Here is an 18981-nt window from a genome sequence, read left to right as displayed (position 1 = left end):
ATGTCAGATCACTTTCCGGCCGGGCGCAGGGCCTTGTAGTCGATGGCGTTGGTCTCCCACGGCTGGGTGGAGGGCTTGACGTCGGTGACGACCTTGGTGTTCCAGGCGATCAGCTCCTCACCCGCCACGTGGGCGCAGGTCAGGGCCTCATCAGAGATGATCTTGGTGACGTCCTGCCAGAGCGCGTCCGCCTCGTCGGAGGCGCCGGCGGCGATGGCCGCGTCGGCGGCCTTCTTCAGCTCGGCACTCTCCACGTGCGCGGGGTTGCCGGGGGCCTCCTCGGCGAACCACGCCTGGTACCAGTCGTAGGGGGTCAGCTCGTCGTTGGAGCCGAGGCCCAGGCCGTAGCGTCCGCTGTTCCACTGGGAGAAGTACTGCGGCGGGGCCGCGGGCTGCACGGAGACCTTGATGCCGATCTTGCCGAGCTGCTCGGCGTACACCTGCATCTGCTTCTCGTTGAACGGGGCCGCGATCATCTCGACCTCGACCTCGGGGTTACCGGCTTCGGCCATCAGCGCCTCGGCCTTGGCGAGGTCGTGGGTGTAGCCCGTGACGTCCGGGTTGTAGCCGGGCTCGCCCTCGCTGAAGTGCTGGCTGCGGACCTTGAAGTCGGGCTCCAGCTTGGCGATCTCCTCGGTGTTGAGGGCGTAGCAGGCGGCCTGCCGGACCCTGACGTCCTCGAAGGCGCCGCCCTCGCCCCGGTCGAAGAACATCGGGTTGTTGCGGATCGCCGGGTAGGACAGGTGCTTCAGGCTCGCGTTGGACTCGATGCGGCTGAACTGGGTGGTCTCGGTGTCGGTGAGGGAGATCTCGCCGGTGGCGAGCGCGCCGGTGGCCGCGTTGTCCTCGGGTATCGCGTACAGCTCGACCGTCTGGAAGCCGACGCTGTCCGCGCCGCCCCAGTAGCCGTCGTAGTACTCGAACGTCATCCGGGTGCCCTTGGTGGAGGACTTCGCGTCGTACGCCCAGGGGCCGGTGCCCACGGGGGTCTGGGCGATGGTGCCGGCCTTGATCGCCTTCGGGCTGCCCATGGGAGCGCCGCGGGTGGAGAGCTGGGTGATCAGCGACGGGCTCGGCTCGGAGAGGTTGAGGCGGACGGTGTGCGCGTCTACGGCGTCGACCGACTCGATCACCTTGAGCGGACCGGCGTAGGCGGTCTTGCCGTCACGGATGGACTCCAGGTTGACCTTCACGGCGTCGGCGTCGAAGGGAGTGCCGTCGTGGAAGGTGACGCCCTCGCGCAGGGTGAGGGTCAGCGCCTTGTCCGTCTGCTCCCACTTGGTGGCGAGCATCGGTGTGATCTCGCCCTGACCGTCGAGGGCCACCAGGTTCTCGTACGGGACCCGCATATAGCCGGCTTCCATCTCGGCGCCCGGCGCCCAGCTCTCCGGAAAGCCGCCCCAGTTCGCGGCCAGGGTGCCGGAGGTGGACTTGTCCTGGCTCGCGGCGTTGCCGGAGCAGCCCGCGAGGACCATGACGGCCGCCACCGAGGCCAGGGCCAGGGCTTTGGGCTTGGTGCTGTTCTTGCTGCTTTTCATGGGCTGAGCGCCTCCTTGCGCCGAGCACTGCGGGGAAGATCGCGGATGGAACAGGAACACGCACCGTTGAGCGCGGTGGTGCCGTGGGGCAGGGGCAGCGGGGGAAGGACCGTCAGGGCGACGGGGCGTCCTGGCCGGGTTCGACGCGCCCGTAACCGCGGATGTCGGGGAAGGGCGGCTCCCTGTCGGCCTGAAGGTCCACCTGGAAGGTGTTCAGGCACATTCCCAGCATGGTGAAGTTCCCGAGCGCGCCGATGGTGTCGACCAGCCCCTTGGCGCCGAAGTGGGCGTGAGCGCGGGCGAAGGTCTCGTCGGTGACGAAGTGGTTTTCGAGGACCTCCCGGCAGAACTGGTAGAAGGCCTGGTCCCCCTCCTCCTCGAAAACGGCCTCGCGCTGCTCGGCGATCGCCTTCACGGCCGCCTCCGGGACGCCCGCCTCGATCGCCTGCTGCACGTGGGCGTTCCAGGAGTACTGGGCATCCCAGTTCCGGGCGGCCATCAGGAGCGACAACTCGCGCAGGTGCTTGGGGAGGCTGCAGTCGAAGCGGGCGAAGGCACCGAGGGACTCGGCGCGTTCACACATCTCCGGACTGTGCAGCCAGACCCGGAACGGCCCGCGGACGGCTCCGCGGCGGCCGGCGATCCGCGCGGCCAGCTCCTGCTGCCGCGGATCCATTTCCTCATCGGTGAGAACGGGAAGCCTCATCTGACTGTTACCTGCCTCTTCTTTCCGGTGCGTTTCAGCCACGGAACAGACGCCGTGCGATGCCAGGTGACGGTACAACCGGCCGGAAGGAAGCTCACCCCTCCCGGAGTGCAAGGTAAAGCTGCATGCCGGAGGGCACCCATTCGTCCGGCGCCGACCTACCGTCGTTCGACGCACCCCAGAAGGAGAGAGTTTCGGATGACCACGATCATCAAGGCCACGTCGGTGCCTCCGCTCGACCGTGGTGGCGCCGTTGTGACGACACCGCTGATCACGACGCCCTCGGCGGGCGGGGAGAACCGCATCACCAGTGGGATGAGCGTCTATCCGGTGGGCTCGGGTGCGCCGCTGCACTCCCACAACTGCGACGAGCACGTGACGATCCTGGACGGCGAGGCGGAGGTATGGGTCGACGGCGAGGTGACGAGGTTGGAGCGGTTCGACACCACGTACATCCCCTCTCCGATTCCGCACCTCTTCCGGAACATCGGGGACACGCCGTTGCGCATCCTGTGGGTGTACTCATCGGGTCATGTCACGCGTACGTTCACGGAGACCGGCCAGACGGTTGAACACCTCTCGGCGGAGGATCTGATGGGCCGCGATTGAGCCGGCCGCAGCTTCTACCGGCCCTGGCCGGCCCCTTCTGGTCGCTCCCACGAACTGTCCCGCTGAATCACATCGCGGGTCACCTTTGCCGCACGCCGACGTGCTCAAGACGGCGTCGAGTCGCATGATTCCGCACCCTGTGTGTCCGCATGAGGTCACACAGGGGGATCGCGCCGCTCCAGCAGCGCGATACGCCCAAGCCGACGCTCTCCTGCAGACGCGCGACGAGGTGGAAGTGCTCCAGCTACTGGACGCCCCTGACCGGACGCAGCGCCGCACAGCCGGCTGACGCTCCACCCATCGCAAACCGTCCCTCTGCGTCTGACGCGCCCGGCAAACGTCGAACCGGGCACGATCGATCCAGTCCTGCCTGACGTCACGGCCTGGCCTCCCGCCCGGCCCTCCGCGCGCAGCACCACGGCCCCACAACTCAGCGACGCCTCACACCCGACGCCCACGCCGACCGAGGTCCCGTCGCCGCTGCACCATCATCGCCACACTGCTGGCCGTACTGTGCCATGGCATGGAATGCCAGTTCGTACGCCGACGCCGGCCACTGCGCCCTCGCAGTGGCCGGCGTGCGTGCCCGCGCCGTCTGAGGTGGTCATTGAGCGCCGGTCATTGAGCGCCGATCATTGTCCGCTCGCTCATCCCGGTGGCGACCGTCCGCCTCGCTGTGCGCAGGGCCGCGACGCCGATGAAGACCATGGACGAGAAGCCGGCGAGGGCGAAGGCGGTGAAGCCCCAGTCGCCCTTGTTCGCGGCGAGCAGCTGGCCGCCCAGCCAGGGGCCGAAGACGGCGCCGAAGCGGCCCATGCCGGAGGTCCAGCCGACGGCGGTGGCGCGATTGGCCGCGGCGGAGCCGATGGAGACGGTCGCGTAGACCATGGTCTGCGCGCTGTTGAGGAAGACGCCGGTGAGGAAGACGACCACGAAGGTCAGCGCCAGCGGCATGTGGACGCTGAGCAGGAACACACCACCCGCGGTGAGCGCGAACCAGATCGCCGAGATGCGCGGGGCGCCGAAACGGTCGGAGGCCCGGCCGGCGACCAGCATGCCGACTATGCCGCCGAGGTTGAACAGGACGACGAAGGTGAGGGCGGAACCCAGCTCGTAGCCCTCGCTGCGCATCAGGGTGGGCAGCCAGGTGGCGACGCCGTAGACGAGGAGCAGGCCGCCGAAGGAGGCCAGCCAGTACAGCAGGGTCTGGAGCCACTCGCCGCCGCGGAACAGGCCCAGCAGGTTGGCCCAGCGGGCGCTCGCGGCCGGCTTGTCGGAGGCGGCGGGCAGTTCGACGTCGTAGCGGCCGGCCAGTTCGCGGGCCTCGGCGGTGCGCCCCTGGGCCACGAGGAAGCTCAGCGACTCGGGGAGCCACTTGGCGAGCACCGGGACGAAGAGCAGCGGCACCACGCAGACCCAGAAGGCCGCACGCCAGCCGAGCGGTTCGACGATCCACAGGGCCACGTAGGCGGAGAGGATGCCGCCGGCGTGGTGGGCGGTCATCAGCAGGCCGATGGTGAGGGCGGCTCGTCCGCGCGGGGCGTAGTCGGAGACCATGCTGATCGCGGTCGGCAGCAGGCCGCCGAGGCCGACGCCCGCCAGGGTCCGGCCGAGCCCGAAGACGGCGACGCCGTTCGCGACCGCGCACAGGCCGGAGGCCAGTGAGAAGAGCGTGACGCAGGAGACCATCAGCTTCTTGCGGCCGATGCGGTCGGCGACCGTGCCCGCGGCCAGCGCGCCGACGAGCATGCCGAAGGTGGCGTAGCTCCCGAGGTCGCCGGCCTGTCCCGAGGTGATGCCGAGCGCCTTCTCCTCGAGCATGTGAGGCAGCACCGAGCCGTAGATGAACATGTCCAGGCCGTCGAAGAGCACGGCCAGCCAGCAGAGGCCGACGACCAGGAGGGCCAGTCTGCTGCCGCGGACGGACAGCGCGGCGGGTGAGGAGGACATCGTTGTTTTCCTCTCGTCCAGGAGGCGGTGCCTGGAGGGGACGGGGTGATGGGGCGACGCTAAGGACCGCACTCCTGGAGTGTCAACACTTTTGTTAACAATCTCAGCAACGATTGGAGGGTGGGTCCGCGCACCGGCATGCGCGGACCCACCCCCCGGTGGTGCGGGCCTCGGTCAGGCGACCGGCGGAGTGCCGTGGGTGTGGAACGACTCGATGGTCTTCAGGCCCCAGGCCTGGCCCTTCTTCCGCTCTTCCTCGGTCCAGGTGATCAGCGGCCAGTCGGGCGCCAGCACCATGCGGGTGAGCGGGTTGCAGAGCTCGACTCGGTTGCCGCCGGGCTCGTAGACGTACAGGAAGAACGTCTGCTGGATGGCGTGCTTGTGCGGGCCCGTCTCGATGAACACGCCGGTGTCGATGGCGAGGTCGGCGGCGCGCAGGATGTCCTCGCGGGTGTCGGCCGCGAAGGCGATGTGGTGCAGTCGGCCCGAGGTGCCGGTCCAGTCCTCGGTGTAGACGACGTCGTACGACTTGTTCGTGAAGGTCAGCCAACGGGCCGCGATCTTCCCGGAGTCGAGCCGGATCTGCTCGGTGGGCCGGGCACCGAGGAGGTGTTCCTGGAACTCGGCGTTGGCGAGGACGTCGGCGGCGAGGAAGTTGACGTGGTCCAGGCGGCGTACGCCCACGCCCCGGTTGGGCTTGGCCTGGGGCTGGTTCTTCAGCGCGGGCTTCAGCCCGTCCGGGGCCCGGTAATGCTCGCTCTCCCAGTACAGGGCGTGCTCGTGCCCGTCCGGGTCGGCGGTGAGGTAGAGCCTGCCGATGCCCGGCTCGTCCTCGACCCACTTCCCGCCGCGGCCGGCCTCCTCCAGCGCCCTGACGCGCCGCTGGAGGGCGTCCTCGCTGGAGGCGCGCAGGGCGAGTCGGCCGAGGCCGGGCGCCTCACGGGCGGTGAGGACCAGGCTGTGGTGCTCGTAGTCGTCGAAGGTGCGCAGGTAGACGGTGTCGCCGTCCTGCCCGTTGACCGTCAGGCCGAGGTAGTCGGTGAAGAAGGCGACGCTCCCGTCCAGGTCGGGCGTGAACAACTGGGCGTGACCGATATGGGCGATGTCACCGAGCGGCGGAGTCATGGTGGCCTCCAGAGGGTTGTGCGGGTATCGGTGCCGTCTCGGCGGACCGCGGGAAGACGGTCCCGTCGAAGATCTTCCGTGCGGTGCGCACGACGGCGGTACGGCGGACCACCGGGGGCGTGTCACCGGTTCCGGGGTCGACGTCGGTCTCGACGTCGAGGAATCCGGTGGGGTGCTCGACGCGGACGCGGCCGCCCGTCCCGGGCAGCTTCGCTATGCCCTCCCCCACGCCACCGGGGAGGCGCAGTCCTGCGGCCACGCTGGCGGCGCCGAGGACGCCGATGGAGGTGTGGCAGCGGACGGGGATGAAGGTGCGGGTGGTGACCGCGCCGCCCGCCCGGGGTGGTGCCAGCAGGCTGAGCTTCGGAACGGTGGCGCCCTCGACGTCGCCGAGGCCCATCATCCGGCCTGCCTCCAGCCGGATCTCTCTCAGCCGGTCGGCTAGGGTGACGTCCTCCTCCAGGTCCCCGGGCTCTTCGTACCCTGTGGTCTTCAGGGCACCGGCCGGGATCAGGACGACCGGCATGCCGTTGTCGACACAGGTCACCTCGACGCCGGCGACGACGTCCCGGACGTTGCCGGTGGGCAGCAGCGGGCTGTCGCCCTGCGGGAACTCGATGACGACCGCGGCGGCGGTGCCAGGCACGCCCGATATCGCGGCGTCCCCGGCGTAGTCGACGCGTCCGCCCGGCGTGGGGAACGTGGCGACGGCGAGTTCGCCGGTGTTGAGCATGCGGATGCGTACGGAGGTCTCGGCGTCGCCGGCGGGCACCAGCCCGCGTTCGACGGCGAACGGGCCGACCCCGGCGAGGATGTTGCCGCAGTTCTGCCGGTCGGTGACCTCGGGACGGTCGACGGCGACCTGGAGGAACAGGTAGTCGACGTCGGCCGCGGGGTCGTCCGAACGGGAGACCACGGCGACCTTGCTGGTCAGCGGGTGCCCGCCGCCCAGGCCGTCGATCTGGCGCGGGTCGGGACTGCCCATGATCCGCAGCAGCAGGTCGTCACGGGCGCCGGGGTCGGCGGGCAGGTCCCCGGCCAGGAAGTAGGCGCCCTTGGAGGTGCCGCCGCGCATCAGCGTGCAGCGCACCTCCTCGGGACCGGTCACGGCTGTTCCCCGGCGGTGTACTCCTCGTACGACCGGTAGGTGACGCCGAGCCGATCCAGCTTCTCGCGCAACCCGTAGCGGTCCAGGCCGAGTTGCCCCTCGATGAACGCGGCGCGGGAAGCGGCCTCCTTCTTCTCCCGGGCCTCGGACGCCTCGGCGACCTGCCGGGTCTGCTCGCGCGGTACGACGACCACGCCGTCGTCGTCGGCGACGATCACGTCACCGGGGCGGATCACCTGGCCGTCGACGGCGACCGGCACGTTGACCGAGCCGCCGGTGGCCTTCACGGTGCCTTGCGCGGAGACGGCCCGGGACCAGGCGGCGAAGCCCATCTCGCGCAGCTCCTGGGTGTCGCGGATGCCCGCGTTGATGATCAGGCCGCGCACGCCGCGCCGCTGGAGGGCGGTGGCGAAGAGCTCGCCGAACATGCCGTCGGTGGACGGCGAGGTGGTGGTGACGACCAGGATGTCGCCCTCGCCGCACTGCTCGACGGCGGCGTGGATCATCAGGTTGTCGCCGGGCCAGCTCAGCACGGTGACCGCGGTGCCGGCGATCCGTACGCCCTGTTGGACGGGACGTATCCCCGGCCCGAGCAGGCCGGTGCGGCCCATCGCCTCGCTGACGGTGGCCACGCCGTACCCGGCGAGCGCCGCGACGTCCTCGGCGTCGGCCTTGGGCGGGTTGGTGACGATGACGCCGCTCATGCCAGCTCCTGCGCGATCTGCGGGTAGGGGCGCATGTACGCCTCGGCCATGGTCCTGTGGGCCAGGCCCAGGTTGGGGCCCGCGTTGCGCTTGAGCTGGACGCCGCGGCGGACGGCCAGGTCGGTGTAGTAGTCCCACAGGTGCCGCTGGGCGGCGAGGCACTCCATGGCCTTGCGCTTGGTCTCCCACACCTGAGTGATGTCGAGCAGCACCTCCGGCTTGAAGCCGCTCATCTCGGGCTGGTGCGGCTCGAAGTAGAAGACGGGCGGGGCTCCGATGATCTCGCCCTCGCCCGGATAGCCGATGGCCTGGGCGAGGACCCTGGCCTCCAGGGCCATGCGGTTGGCGGCCGGATGGTCGCCGTTGTACGGGTCCTCGACCGGGTGGGTGAGCACGACGTCGGGCTGGGTGGCGCGGTAGACCTCGACGAGCCGGTCGGTCAGCTCGGGCGTGACGAGCAGCGGGTAGTCCCCGGCGTCGAAGAAGCGGACCTCGGCGCCGAGGGTGACGGCCGCCTTCTCGGCCTCCTCCCGGCGGATCGCCTTGATCTCCTCCAGCTTCTTCCCCTCCCGCCAGGCCTTGGCGGACTCGCCGCGCTCGCCGAAGGTCAGGCACGCGATGGTGACCTTCTCTCCGCGCGAGGCGGCCAGGGCGATGGCGCCGCCCGCCCGCCACACGAAGTCCCCCGCGTGCGCGGTGACGACGAGTGTCGACCGTGGGGTGGCAGCGGGCGCATTGCCGTGCGTCATGGGTGAAATCTCCTTGGTGGACAGGTGACGCCCGCCTCGACGCGTGTGTCAGTCGCGCAGCGCCTCGATCACACTGGTGAGGTGGGCCCGGACGGCCGCCTCGGCCGCCTGCGGATCCCCGGCCTCGATCGCCTCGATCATGGCCAGATGCTCATTCAGGGATTGCTGCGGACGCCCCGGGCGCAGCGCCAACTGGAAGCGGTGACGCACCAGCTGGGCGTTGAGACGCTCCAGCAGCTCCACAGCCGTCCGCTGGCCGGAGAACTCCCGGATCCTCGCGTGCAGTTCGTGGTTGAGATCCGAGTAGACCAGCGGCTCGCCGCCGGCCACGGCCTTGCGCATCGCTGTACCCAGGTCCTTCAGTTCGGCGAGCTGCCCGTCGTCGACGGCCGCGGCGGCCTTGGCCGCGCAGAGTCCCTCGAGGACCAGTCGGCACTCGGTGATGGCGACCGCCTCCTCCACGGTCACCACCCGCACCCGGGAACCCCGGTTGCGGATCCGCTCCACGAGCCCCTGCGACTCCAGATCGATCAGCGCGGCCCGGATACTGGCCCGGGTCACACCGAACTGCTCGGCGAGCTCGTTCTCCACCAGCCGCTGGGCCGGTGCCATGTCACCGCGCAGAATCGCCTGCCGCAGTTGCCCGAGCGCAAGCTGTTTCGCCTGCTCCCCGGTGCTCGGACGGGCTTGGTTCGGCATGGTTGCCCTCCCTGAGTGAGTGCCTGTCGAACGTAAATCTAGCCAAACAAGATTGTCAACAATTTTGTTGGCTAGATTTCTTCCCGAGGAAGGGTTCTGACATGCACCGGCAGCACCCGAGACGCGCTGATGACACGCCTGAGCCGGTGGTTCTCCCTGGAACCGCCCTGGCAGGTGATGCGACCGGCCCCTCGGGTGAGAAGGTCATGGGCCTGTCGGCAGAGGCGAGGCCCTCGGTCAGGCCATGGTGGTCCATGGCCATGAGAGGAGGGGGCGGATTCCGTCCGCGCTCGGCGGCACCGCACCCCTGGCCCGGCCACCAACACGGTGAATGGTCCAGTCAGCTTCACCGACCAGCCGCAGTGCCGTTGCGACTACTCGCCCGGCAACGCCCGGCCGTTCCCTGCTGCGCCGAACGCTGCCCGCCCTGGCATCTGCCAGACGCGTCCTCTCGGGATGCCGAAGCACCCACCGGGCAGGCGGCCGTCCGGTCGGGACGCCCGAGCGATGCCGCCCCACCGCTCCCGTTGCCGCACAGTCCGCGTGTGGTACGACGCCTACGAGCCGAGCAGCGTGACTGGCTCCCGCGCGCACTCGGGGGCACGCTGAGCCGACGCAGGAGGGCGGCCGCGGCCCGTCCTGAGGCATGCCGACAGGTGATGCGAGGGAGCGCCTGCACGATGTCGGTCTCTTCCGAGAGATGGACCGCCGGTGGGGGTCCCGGGGCCCCGCAGCGCGTAGCGTTCGGCTGAGTCGGCCCCATTGACGGCCGGCCCCCGGTCACAGCCGGGAGTCCCGACGCTCGGCGCGCAGCAGCCAGGCCAGGTAGGCCCCGCCGGCTACGCCGGTCACCACCCCGACCGGCAACAGGGCGGAGCCAGTCAGACGCTGGGTGACCAGGTCCGCGACGGTGACCAGGAACGCTCCCGTCCACCCGGCGGCCAGGACGTTCGGGCCCGCCGCCCGCGTCACCCGACGGGCCACCTGCGGGGCGGCCATCGCAATGAACGGAACAGGTCCGGCCGCGGCCACCGCCATGGCGGTGAGGCCCGTGCCCGCGCCAAGCAGCACCAGACGGCTCCGCTCGGGCGGCACCCCGAGCGCGGCGGCGACGTCGTCGCCCATCTCCAGCAGGGTCAGCCGTCGTCCGTACGCCAGAACCACTGGCGCCAGCAGCGCCAACCCCAGTGCGGCGACACGGACATCGTTCCAGTCCCGGGCGTTGAGCGAGCCGATCGTCCAGGCGGCGGCCTGCGCGGCCTTGCCGATGTCGGCACGCAGGTACAGGAAGCTGGTCGCCGCACCCAGCACCGACGAGGCGCCGATGCCGACGAGGACCAGCCGGTAGCCGTGCACCCCGCGTTTCCAGGCCAGCAGGTAGACGGCAGCGGCCGTGCACACCCCGCCGCACACCGCGCCGACGGCCGTTCGCGCGGCGCCCGCGTCGAGGACGATGATCGCCACGAGCGCGCCGGCCGAGGCGCCGTTGCCGAAGCCGATGATGTCGGGGCTGCCCAGCGGGTTGCGGGTCAGGGACTGGAAGACCGCGCCCGCCATGCCCAGCCCGAAGCCGACCAGCGCGGCCACGAGGGCCCTGGGGAGGCGCAGGTCGAGCACGACGAAGCCGGCGCCCGGCGGTCCGTCGCCGGCGAGCGTGTTCAGCACCTCGGCCGGGGACAGTTCGTAGGTTCCCGTGCCGATGGCCAGCACCATGGCGCTCGCCGCGGCCGCGGCGAGGAGTACGCAGACCAGGAGGGCCCGGGTGTCGTAGCGCAGCGACCAGCGGGCGGTGCGCAGCAGTCCGCGCCGCACTTCCACGCGGGCCCGCGTGGAAGCGTTCTTCACAAGGCTCACAGCTGGGCCACCTTCCGCTGCCGTACGAGATGGATGAAGAGGAGTCCGCCGAGGAACGCGGTGACCGTGCCGACCTCGATCTCGGACGGCGGCATCACGACGCGCCCGATCACGTCGGAGACGAGCATCAGCACCGGCGCGTACAGCGCGCAGAACGGGAACATCCAGCGCGGGTCGGGCCCGCAGAAGGCGCGGGCGGCATGCGGGATCATCAGACCGATGAAGCCGATCGGCCCGCACACCGCGGTGGCGCCGCCGCACAGCAGGGTGATGGCGACGACGGAGAGCACCCGCACGCGCCGCACCCGGGTGCCCAGCGCCCGCGCGTGATCCTCGCCGAGGGCGAGGGCGCCGAGCGGCCGCGCCAGGGCGAAGGCGAGCAGCGCGCCGGCCACGAGCAGCGGCGCCACGGTGAGCAGCAGGGACACCTCGCGTTTGGCGAGGGTGCCGACCGCCCAGAACCGCATCTCGTCCAGCGTGCTCAGATGCCACAGCGACAGCCCGTTGACGTAGCCGAACAGGGCCGCGTTGGCGGCGGTTCCGGCCAGCGCGAGCCGGACCGGCGTCGCCCATCGGCCGCCCCCGAGGGCGTTGACCGCGGTGGCCGCGAGGGCGGCTCCGGCGAGGGCGAACCACAGATATCCGGTGAAGGACGTGATGCCGAGGACCCCGATCGCGGTGACGACCGCCGCGGACGCGCCCGCGTTGACGCCGAGGAGCCCGGGGTCGGCGAGCGGGTTGCGGGTCAGGGTCTGCATGACCGCACCCCCGAGGCCGAGGGCGGCGCCGACCGCGGCACCGATGAGGGTGCGGGGCAGTCTCAGGTCCCGGACGATCGCGTCGTTCTCGGTGCCGGACGGGTCGAACAGGGCGGCCCAGACCTGGTCGGGCGGAATCTGCCTGGCGCCTACGGCCAGGGAGAGGGCGGCGGCGCCGGCGAGCAGGAAGACGCCGAGGAGCAGGCCCCCCGCGGGTCGGGACGCCCTGAGGCCGGGCTTCTCCGCGCGCTCCTGACCCGTGGCGGTGGCCACTGTGGTCCTCATGAGGCGGCCGTCCGGGGGGCGAGGCGCCGGACGACGGGCGCCGGAGCGACTAGGTGCATGGCACATATTCCGATGGACATGTGCTTAGCTTAGGCTAGCCTTACCTTGGCTGTTGACGATTTCGTCGGCAGTCCGGGGCCTGCCTTGCCCTCCGACCAGCAGTTCACGGAGAAAGCCGATGACCACGCTCACCCGTTTCACCCTTCGCGGTGCCACCGCGCCGGACGCCCGCCCGGTGCGGGTGACGGGGCCGCGCGTCGCTCGGCTGCTGGATGCCGTGGAAGGCGCTGACGACACCCGACGGGCAGCCCTGGCCGCCCATTTCTGGAAGACGGCAGAGGGTCTGGGCACCCCGCTCGTCGAGGAACTCGACGGCTCGCCCGGCCATCGGGTGGTCACGTTCCTGTGGCGGGGGCATCGCGCCACGCGGTACGTGCTGTTGTGCGGCAACCGCCTCGCCGACCCCGCCCACCTGGCCGGTTCCCTGCTGGAACGGGTACCCGGCACCGACGTCTGGCACTTGGGGCTCCGGCTGCGCGCCGACCACCGAGGCTCCTACCGGCTGGCCGCCGACATCTCGCTCAAGGAACCGCCGCCGGACCCGGGCGGCCTCCAGCAGCGGTTGCGGTCGCTGACCGCGTTCGCCGCCGCCGATCCGCTCAACCGCCGTACTGTCGCCACCCGCCGGCAGGAGTCCGACGCCTCGGTCTTCGCCCTGCCCGACGCCCCCGCCCAGCCGTGGGCCGAGCGGCGGGGCACGGTGCCGGCCGGGCGGGTCGAGCGGCACCGGGTACCGGGCTCGGCACCGGTCGGCGACCGGGACGCCTGGGTGTATCTGCCGCCGGGTCACGAACGCGGCGCCGGCGCGCCCCTGCCGGTCGTGGTGTTGTGCGACGGCGACATGTGGTTCGGGCGCCTCGGCCTCGGCGACACGCTGGACGCGCTGATCGCCGACGGCGCGCTACCACCGTTGGCGGTGGTGGCGCCGGACGCCGTGGACCGGCGGACCCGTTGGCGCGACCTCGGCGGTCGGGAGCCGTTCGTCGGCTTCCTGGCCGACGAGTTGCTGCCCTGGGCGGCCGGACGCTGGCCCCTGGCCACGGACCCGCGACGGACCGTGGTCGCCGGGCAGAGCCTCGGCGCCATGACCGCGCTGTACGCCGCGTATCTGCGGCCCGACCGGTTCGGCAACGTCCTCGCCCAGTCCGCCTCCCTGTGGTGGCGGCCCGGGCTGCCACCACCGGCCGGACCCAAACCGCCGGTGCACGGCACGCCCTGGCTCGTCACCCGCTTCGCCGCCGGCATCGCCCGGCCCCTCCGAGTCCATCTGGATGTCGGACTGCACGAGGGCGCCATGGTCGACCACAGCCGCGCCCTGTACGACGCTTTGCGCACCACCGGCCACCGGGTCACGTACGACGAGTTCAACGGCGGTCACGACTACGCCTGTTGGCACGGCGCCCTGGCGGACGGCCTGGTCCGTCTGCTGGGCGGCCCCGCTTCCTGACGCCTCGCGCGGCTCCGTCCCCCTCCGTAGTCCGGATCCCTTTCCGTACTTCGGCTCCCCTTTCCTGTCCCACCACCCTTCCGAGGAGCGACCCTTCATGTCCCTTGCACGTGCCTCCCGCAGAACCGTCCTCGCCTCCACCGCCGCCGTGGCCACCGGGGCGCTGCTCCTGACCGGCTGCGGTGACGACGGCGGCGACAGCGCGGGCGGCAACGCGGCCGGCACTCGTCAGGTCACCGACGCGACGGGCCGCCAGGTCGACGTGCCCGCCGAGCCGAAGAAGGTCGTCACGCTCAGCGAGCCCACCCTGGACGCGGCCCTCGCGCTCGGCATCGAGCCGGTCGGCGCCACCGCCGGGCGTGGACAGAAGGGCGTGTCCGCGTATCTGGCCGACAAGGCGGGCAAGGCGCAGGTCGTCGCCACGGTCGCCGAGGCCGACATGGAGAAGCTGGCCGCGCTCCAGCCCGATCTGATCCTGCTCGACGAGACCACGGCGGTGAAGGGCGAGGTCGCCAAGCTGGAGTCCATAGCCCCGACCGTGGTCACCGCCAAGCTGAACGAGGACTGGAAGAAGGCGTTCACCGCCACGGCCGACGCGCTGAACCGGAAGGCCGAGGCCGACGAGTTCCTCACCGGCTTCGACGCCGACGTGGCGGCGACCAAGGCGAAGCTCGGCGACAACGCCGGAGCGGTCGTCAGCGTGATCCGCTGGCAGAACAAGGCTCCGTCGGCGGTCGGCCGCGGTGTGGGCCACGTGGGCGCCACCCTGACCGCCCTGGGCCTCGAACGGCCCAAGGACCAACAGGGCGTGGGCACCGGCCACAGCGAGCCGGTCAGTCTGGAGAAGCTGTCCACCATCGACGGCGACTGGCTGTTCTTCGGCACCCTGGGCGAGAAGGCCGACGGCGAGAAGGCGTACGCCGAGGCCCGGAAGGTGCCCAACTTCAGCAGGCTGAAGGCCGAGCGGGAGGGCCACGTCGTGGTCGTCCAGGGCTCCGCCTGGAACAGCGCCGGCGGCCCGCTGGCCGCCCGGATCGTCCTGGACGACGTGACGAAGGCGCTCGCCCCGTGACGCCCGGACTCGACGGCCGGCTCGCCCTCGTGACAGGGGCGGGCCGGGGCATCGGCGCGGCGGTGGTCACCGCCCTCGTCGACGAGGGCGTCCGCGTGGTCGCCACGGACCTCGACCGCGCGGGAGTGGAGACACTCGCCGCACGGCACGGTGAGCTGGTCACCTCCCGGCAGCTGGACGTCACCGACGCCACCGCGGTGGAGACGCTGGTGGCCGAGACCGAGGACACCCTCGGCCCGCTGGACATCGCCGTCAACGTGGCCGGCATCCTGCGCGACGGGCCCGTCGCCGATCTCTCCGACGACGACTGGGCGTCGCATTTCGCCGTCAACACCACCGGGGTGTTCCACGTCTCGCGCGCCGCCGCCCGCCGGATGACCGGGCGCGGCCGCGGCAGCATCGTCACCGTCGCCTCCAACGCGGGCGGCATCCCCCGCGCGGGCCTCGCCGCCTACGCCGCCTCCAAGGCCGCCGCGGTCATGTTCACCAAGTGCCTGGGCCTGGAAGTCGCGCGGCAAGGCGTGCGCTGCAACACCGTCTCCCCCGGCTCGACCATGACCGGCATGCAGCGCGCCCTGTGGACCTCGGGCGAGGAGGAGGCGTCCGCCCGGCGGGTGGTCGAGGGCGACCTGGTGTCCTACCGCACGGGCATCCCGCTCGGCCGGATCGCCGACCCCTCCGACATCGCCGACGCCGTCGTCTTCCTGGCCTCCGACCGCGCCCGGCACATCACCATGCACGACCTGTACGTCGACGGCGGCGCCACCCTGCGGGCCTGAACCGGGCCCGCGGCACACGTCCTCCCCCTGGAGACAGCCATGTCCCTTTCCATGCACGAACCCCTGCACGAAGTCCTGCACCGGCCCACCGGCACACCAGTCACCCCCGGCGCCGCCACCGCGCTGCTGGAGTCCTACCGACCCCCGACCGACCGCTTCCTCTCCACCCCCCACCGCACACTCCTCGGACGCGGCACCGCCGCCGAGATACCCGACGACTCGCGCCCGCCGGCCAGGCGGGTACGGGAAGCACTGGAGGCGCTGCGCCGCCCGGGCTCACCCGCGCCGGTGGTCGTGGGAGCACTCCCCTTCGCCCCTGACGCCCCGGCCGCGCTGGCGGTGCCCGACTCGGTGCGCTGGGCGCCGCCGCTGCGCGAGGACCCGCTGATCGCACTGCCCGTCCCCGAAGACGCAGACCGTCCCGAGTGGCAGGTCCGAGAGGTCCCGGCCGCGGAACGGTACGGCGAGGCGGTCGCCGCCGCGGTGGCGCGGATGCGGGCCGGGGAGTTCGACAAGGTCGTCCTCGCCCGCACCCTGGAGCTGACCTCCGCCCGGGAACCGGACCTGCCGGCCATGCTGCGCCGCCTGGCCCGCCGCGACCCCGCCGGATACACCTTCGCCGTGCCGAGCGGTCCCGGCCGCACCCTGATCGGCGCCAGCCCCGAACTGCTGGTCTCCCGCCGGGGCGGCCGGCTCATCGCCAACCCCCTCGCGGGCTCCGCGCCACGCAGTACGGACCTCGCCGAGGACGTGCGGCGCGCGGTCGCCCTGCTGGAGTCCGAGAAGGACCTGCACGAGCACGCCGTCGTCGTGGCCGCCGTACAGGAGGCGCTGGCACCGTTCTGCACCGCGCTCGACGTGCCCGCGCGGCCCACGCTGGGGCGCACCGCCGCCATGTGGCACCTGTCGACCACGGTCACCGGCGAGGTCTCCGCCCCGGACACCACCGCCCTCGACCTGGCGTCCGCTCTGCACCCCACCCCGGCGGTCTGCGGCACGCCCACCGAGCCGGCCCGGCGGGTGATCGCCGAGTCGGAGCCCTTCGACCGCGGCGCCTACACCGGGATGGTCGGCTGGCAGGACGCCGACGGTGACGGCGAGTGGGTGGTGACGATCCGCTGCGCCGAGGCCGAGGGCACCACCCTGCGGCTCTTCGCCGGTGCCGGGGTCGTGGCCGCGTCCACACCGGAGGCCGAGACGGCGGAGACCGCCGCCAAGTTCCGTACCTTCCTGCACGCCGTAGGAGCAGCGCTGTGACCCTCACCCCCGGCGTGGACGCCCCCACCTGGCCCTCCGAGTTCGCCGACCGCTACCGGGCCGCCGGTCACTGGCGCGGTGAGACCTTCGGCGGCATGCTGCGCGAGCGGGCCGCCGCCCATCCCGACCGGATCGCCCTGGTCGACCCCGCACCCGAGCGGCGCACCTGGACGTACCGCGAGCTGGACGCACGCGCCGACCGCCTCGCCGCCGGGTTCCTGGCCCGCGGCATCGCCAAGGGCGACCGGGTCGTCGTACAGCTGCCGAACATCGGCGAGTTCATCGAGGTGGTCTTCGCCCTGTTCCGTATCGGCGCGCTGCCGGTGTACGCGCTGCCCGCGCACCGCGACACGGAGATCTCCCATTTCTGCTCCTTCACCGAGGCCGTCGCCTACGTCGTCCCCGACACGCACGCCGGTTTCGACCACCGGGACCTCGCCGCGCGGATACGGGAGCGGACACCTGGCCTGCGGCACGTCTTCGTCGCCGGGGACGCCGGTGAGCACACGGCGCTGAGCGAGGTGCCGTGCGAGCCGTCCGGCCCGTTCGACGGGCCACAGCCGCACGAGTTGGCGTTCCTCCAGCTGTCGGGCGGGACGACGGGTCTGAACAAGCTGATCCCGCGCACCCACGACGACTACATGTACTCGCTGCGGGGTTCCGACGAGATCTGCGGCGTGGACGGCGGCACCCGCTTCCTCGTCGCGCTGCCCGCCGCGCACAACTTCCCGATGAGTTCACCGGGCTGGCTCGGCGTCCTGTACGCGGGCGGCACGGTGGTGCTCGCCCCGAAGCCCGACCCGGACACGGCGTTCCCCTTGATCGAGACCGAGCGGATCACCATGACGGCCCTGGTGCCGCCCTTGGCCCTGGTGTGGACCGAGGCCGCTCCGGCCGCCGAGCACGACCTGTCCAGCCTGGAGCTGACGCTGGTCGGCGGCGCCAAGTACAGCGAGCAGGCCGCCCGCCGGCTCGAGCCCGCGCTCGGCTGCCGACTGATGCAGGTGTTCGGCATGGCGGAGGGGCTGGTCAACTACACGCGGCTGCACGACGACACCGAGACGGTCGTCACCACACAGGGCAGGCCGATCTCCCCGGACGACGAGATCCGCATCGTCGACGACGAGGACGAGGACGTCCCCGAGGGCGCGTTCGGGCATCTGCTGACCCGCGGCCCCTACACCATCCGCGGCTACTGGCGGGCCCCCGAGCACAACCGGCGGTCCTTCACCGGGGACGGCTTCTACCGCACCGGCGACATCGTGCGCCGACTCCCCGGCGGGCACCTCGTGGTGGAGGGCCGGGCCAAGGACCAGATCAACCGGGGCGGCGAGAAGATCGCGCCGGAGGAGGTCGAGAACATCATCCTCGCCCACCCGTCGGTGCACGACGTGTCGGTGGTCTCGGTGCCCGACGCGTACCTCGGCGAACGCTCCCTCGCCTACGTGATCCCGCGCGGGGACGCCGAACCGCTGAAGCCGGCCGCGATCAAGAGGTTCGTCCGCGAGCGCGGCATCGCCGCCTACAAGGTCCCCGACCGCGTCGAGTTCGTCGAGGAGTTCCCGCAGACCGGCGTCGGCAAGATCAGCAAGAAGCAGCTGCGCTCCGCCGCCGGACAGTCCTGACCGTATCGAGAGGCACCCCCCATGGCACTTCCCGCCATCGCCCCCTATCCGCTCCCGGAACCGGACGAACTCCCGGCGAACCGCGTGTCCTGGACCGTGGACCCGGCGCGTGCCGTCCTGCTCGTGCACGACCTCCAGCAGCACTTCCTCGGCGCCTTCCCGGCCGGCGAGCAGCCCCTGACCGGAATGCTCGGCAACACCGCCCGCCTGCTGAAGGAGTACCGCCGCCTCGGCGTACCGGTCGTCCACTCCGCCCAGCGCGGCGGTCAGACCCGCGACCAGCGCGGCCTCCAGTTCGACTTCTGGGGCCCCGGCGTCCCCGACGACCCGGAGCGGCTCGCCGCGCCCGGGGAGGCCGCCCCCGAGGACGGGGAGACGGTGCTCACCAAATGGAAGTACAGCGCGTTCGTCCGCACCGGGCTGGCGGACCTGATGCGCGAGCGGGGCCGCGACCAGATCGTCGTCGCAGGCGTGTACGCGCACATCGGCGTGCTGATGACCGCCGCCGACGCCTGGCAGCGGGACATCCAGGCGTTCGTCGTCGCCGACGCCGTCGCCGACTTCTCCCGCGCCGACCACGACATGGCACTGGGCTACGCCGCCGGCCGCTGCGCGGTCGTCACCACCACCGACGCGCTTCTTTCGAAGGACTGACC

General features: G+C 71.6%; 17 protein-coding genes. 7 read left to right on the top strand and 10 right to left on the bottom strand.

The window, feature by feature from the left end; genetic code table 11:
* Nucleotides 1-8 precede the first annotated feature (8 nt).
* Nucleotides 9-1538, bottom strand: a complete 1530-nt coding sequence (locus M6G08_RS24135) for an ABC transporter substrate-binding protein (RefSeq protein WP_272589258.1) — start codon at nt 1536-1538, stop codon at nt 9-11.
* Nucleotides 1539-1650: 112 nt separating this feature from the next.
* A complete protein-coding gene (locus tag M6G08_RS24130; RefSeq protein ID WP_443048907.1) occupies nt 1651-2244 on the bottom strand; it encodes a carboxymuconolactone decarboxylase family protein in 594 nt (197 codons plus the stop codon).
* A 198-nt stretch (nt 2245-2442) separates the two neighbouring features.
* On the opposite strand from M6G08_RS24130, the gene M6G08_RS24125 reads away from it, so the two are divergent.
* Nucleotides 2443-2853 (top strand): cupin domain-containing protein, encoded by a 411-nt coding sequence (locus M6G08_RS24125; protein ID WP_272589257.1) that lies wholly within the window; start codon nt 2443-2445, stop codon nt 2851-2853.
* A 618-nt stretch (nt 2854-3471) separates the two neighbouring features.
* Here M6G08_RS24125 and M6G08_RS24120 read toward each other — a convergent pair.
* From M6G08_RS24120 to M6G08_RS24085, 8 genes are all read right to left on the bottom strand, one after another.
* Nucleotides 3472-4803 carry an MFS transporter gene (locus M6G08_RS24120; protein ID WP_272589256.1) on the bottom strand — a complete coding sequence of 444 codons (1332 nt, stop codon included), beginning with the start codon at nt 4801-4803 and terminating at the stop codon, nt 3472-3474.
* Nucleotides 4804-4977: 174 nt separating this feature from the next.
* Nucleotides 4978-5928: a catechol 2,3-dioxygenase gene (locus tag M6G08_RS24115; protein WP_272589255.1), complete on the bottom strand. Its 951-nt coding sequence runs from the start codon at nt 5926-5928 to the stop codon at nt 4978-4980.
* On the bottom strand, nt 5909-7036 hold the full coding sequence (locus M6G08_RS24110) for a 4-oxalomesaconate tautomerase (RefSeq protein ID WP_272589254.1): 1128 nt from the start codon (nt 7034-7036) through the stop codon (nt 5909-5911). Before M6G08_RS24110 ends, M6G08_RS24115 begins: the two co-directional genes overlap by 20 nt.
* Entirely contained in the window at nt 7033-7740 is a 708-nt protein-coding gene (locus M6G08_RS24105) for a 4-carboxy-4-hydroxy-2-oxoadipate aldolase/oxaloacetate decarboxylase (protein WP_272589253.1), read from the bottom strand. Before M6G08_RS24105 ends, M6G08_RS24110 begins: the two co-directional genes overlap by 4 nt.
* The gene (locus tag M6G08_RS24100; RefSeq protein ID WP_272589252.1) at nt 7737-8489 is read right to left on the bottom strand and encodes a PIG-L deacetylase family protein; all 753 of its coding nucleotides are present in this window, start codon (nt 8487-8489) and stop codon (nt 7737-7739) included. The genes M6G08_RS24105 and M6G08_RS24100 overlap by 4 nt, the downstream gene beginning before the upstream one ends.
* 48 nt (nt 8490-8537) lie before the next feature.
* On the bottom strand, nt 8538-9188 hold the full coding sequence (locus tag M6G08_RS24095; RefSeq protein WP_272589251.1) for a GntR family transcriptional regulator: 651 nt from the start codon (nt 9186-9188) through the stop codon (nt 8538-8540).
* Nucleotides 9189-9968: 780 nt separating this feature from the next.
* Nucleotides 9969-11033, bottom strand: a complete 1065-nt coding sequence (locus M6G08_RS24090) for a FecCD family ABC transporter permease (protein ID WP_443049018.1) — start codon at nt 11031-11033, stop codon at nt 9969-9971.
* A gap of 5 nt (nt 11034-11038) precedes the next feature.
* A complete protein-coding gene (locus M6G08_RS24085) occupies nt 11039-12085 on the bottom strand; it encodes a FecCD family ABC transporter permease (RefSeq protein ID WP_272589249.1) in 1047 nt (348 codons plus the stop codon).
* 178 nt (nt 12086-12263) lie between these two features.
* Here M6G08_RS24085 and fes point away from each other — a divergent pair, with 178 nt between their 5' ends.
* The 6 genes from fes to M6G08_RS24055 all read left to right on the top strand — a co-directional run bounded on the left by fes (nt 12264) and on the right by M6G08_RS24055 (nt 18979).
* Nucleotides 12264-13592 carry an enterochelin esterase gene (fes, locus tag M6G08_RS24080; protein ID WP_272589248.1) on the top strand — a complete coding sequence of 443 codons (1329 nt, stop codon included), beginning with the start codon at nt 12264-12266 and terminating at the stop codon, nt 13590-13592.
* A gap of 97 nt (nt 13593-13689) precedes the next feature.
* Nucleotides 13690-14664 (top strand): ABC transporter substrate-binding protein, encoded by a 975-nt coding sequence (locus M6G08_RS24075; protein ID WP_272589247.1) that lies wholly within the window; start codon nt 13690-13692, stop codon nt 14662-14664.
* A complete protein-coding gene (locus M6G08_RS24070; RefSeq protein ID WP_272589246.1) occupies nt 14661-15443 on the top strand; it encodes a 2,3-dihydro-2,3-dihydroxybenzoate dehydrogenase in 783 nt (260 codons plus the stop codon). Before M6G08_RS24075 ends, M6G08_RS24070 begins: the two co-directional genes overlap by 4 nt.
* A 39-nt stretch (nt 15444-15482) precedes the next feature.
* Nucleotides 15483-16700, top strand: coding sequence for an isochorismate synthase (locus tag M6G08_RS24065; RefSeq protein ID WP_443048904.1), 1218 nt, complete (start codon nt 15483-15485; stop codon nt 16698-16700).
* The gene (locus M6G08_RS24060) at nt 16697-18325 is read left to right on the top strand and encodes a (2,3-dihydroxybenzoyl)adenylate synthase (RefSeq protein WP_272589245.1); all 1629 of its coding nucleotides are present in this window, start codon (nt 16697-16699) and stop codon (nt 18323-18325) included. The genes M6G08_RS24065 and M6G08_RS24060 overlap by 4 nt, the downstream gene beginning before the upstream one ends.
* 21 nt (nt 18326-18346) lie before the next feature.
* Nucleotides 18347-18979, top strand: coding sequence for an isochorismatase family protein (locus tag M6G08_RS24055; RefSeq protein WP_272589244.1), 633 nt, complete (start codon nt 18347-18349; stop codon nt 18977-18979).
* Nucleotides 18980-18981 lie beyond the last annotated feature (2 nt).

The sequence above is a fragment of the Streptomyces sp. M92 genome (assembly GCF_028473745.1).
Classification (GTDB): domain Bacteria; phylum Actinomycetota; class Actinomycetes; order Streptomycetales; family Streptomycetaceae; genus Streptomyces.
Note: the sequence above shows the minus strand (reverse complement) of the source record. Positions and strands in the feature narration are given on the sequence as shown.

Bases quoted from the DNA above. Each gene is read 5' to 3' on its own strand.
- M6G08_RS24135 (WP_272589258.1), bottom strand. From the start codon at position 1,538: ATGAAAAGCAGCAAGAACAGCACCAAGCCCAAAGCCCTGGCCCTGGCC.
- M6G08_RS24130 (WP_443048907.1), bottom strand. From the start codon at position 2,244: ATGAGGCTTCCCGTTCTCACCGATGAGGAAATGGATCCGCGGCAGCAG.
- M6G08_RS24125 (WP_272589257.1), top strand. From the start codon at position 2,443: ATGACCACGATCATCAAGGCCACGTCGGTGCCTCCGCTCGACCGTGGT.
- M6G08_RS24120 (WP_272589256.1), bottom strand. From the start codon at position 4,803: ATGTCCTCCTCACCCGCCGCGCTGTCCGTCCGCGGCAGCAGACTGGCC.
- M6G08_RS24115 (WP_272589255.1), bottom strand. From the start codon at position 5,928: ATGACTCCGCCGCTCGGTGACATCGCCCATATCGGTCACGCCCAGTTG.
- M6G08_RS24105 (WP_272589253.1), bottom strand. From the start codon at position 7,740: ATGAGCGGCGTCATCGTCACCAACCCGCCCAAGGCCGACGCCGAGGAC.
- M6G08_RS24100 (WP_272589252.1), bottom strand. From the start codon at position 8,489: ATGACGCACGGCAATGCGCCCGCTGCCACCCCACGGTCGACACTCGTC.
- M6G08_RS24095 (WP_272589251.1), bottom strand. From the start codon at position 9,188: ATGCCGAACCAAGCCCGTCCGAGCACCGGGGAGCAGGCGAAACAGCTT.
- M6G08_RS24085 (WP_272589249.1), bottom strand. From the start codon at position 12,085: ATGAGGACCACAGTGGCCACCGCCACGGGTCAGGAGCGCGCGGAGAAG.
- fes (WP_272589248.1), top strand. From the start codon at position 12,264: ATGACCACGCTCACCCGTTTCACCCTTCGCGGTGCCACCGCGCCGGAC.
- M6G08_RS24075 (WP_272589247.1), top strand. From the start codon at position 13,690: ATGTCCCTTGCACGTGCCTCCCGCAGAACCGTCCTCGCCTCCACCGCC.
- M6G08_RS24065 (WP_443048904.1), top strand. From the start codon at position 15,483: ATGTCCCTTTCCATGCACGAACCCCTGCACGAAGTCCTGCACCGGCCC.
- M6G08_RS24055 (WP_272589244.1), top strand. From the start codon at position 18,347: ATGGCACTTCCCGCCATCGCCCCCTATCCGCTCCCGGAACCGGACGAA.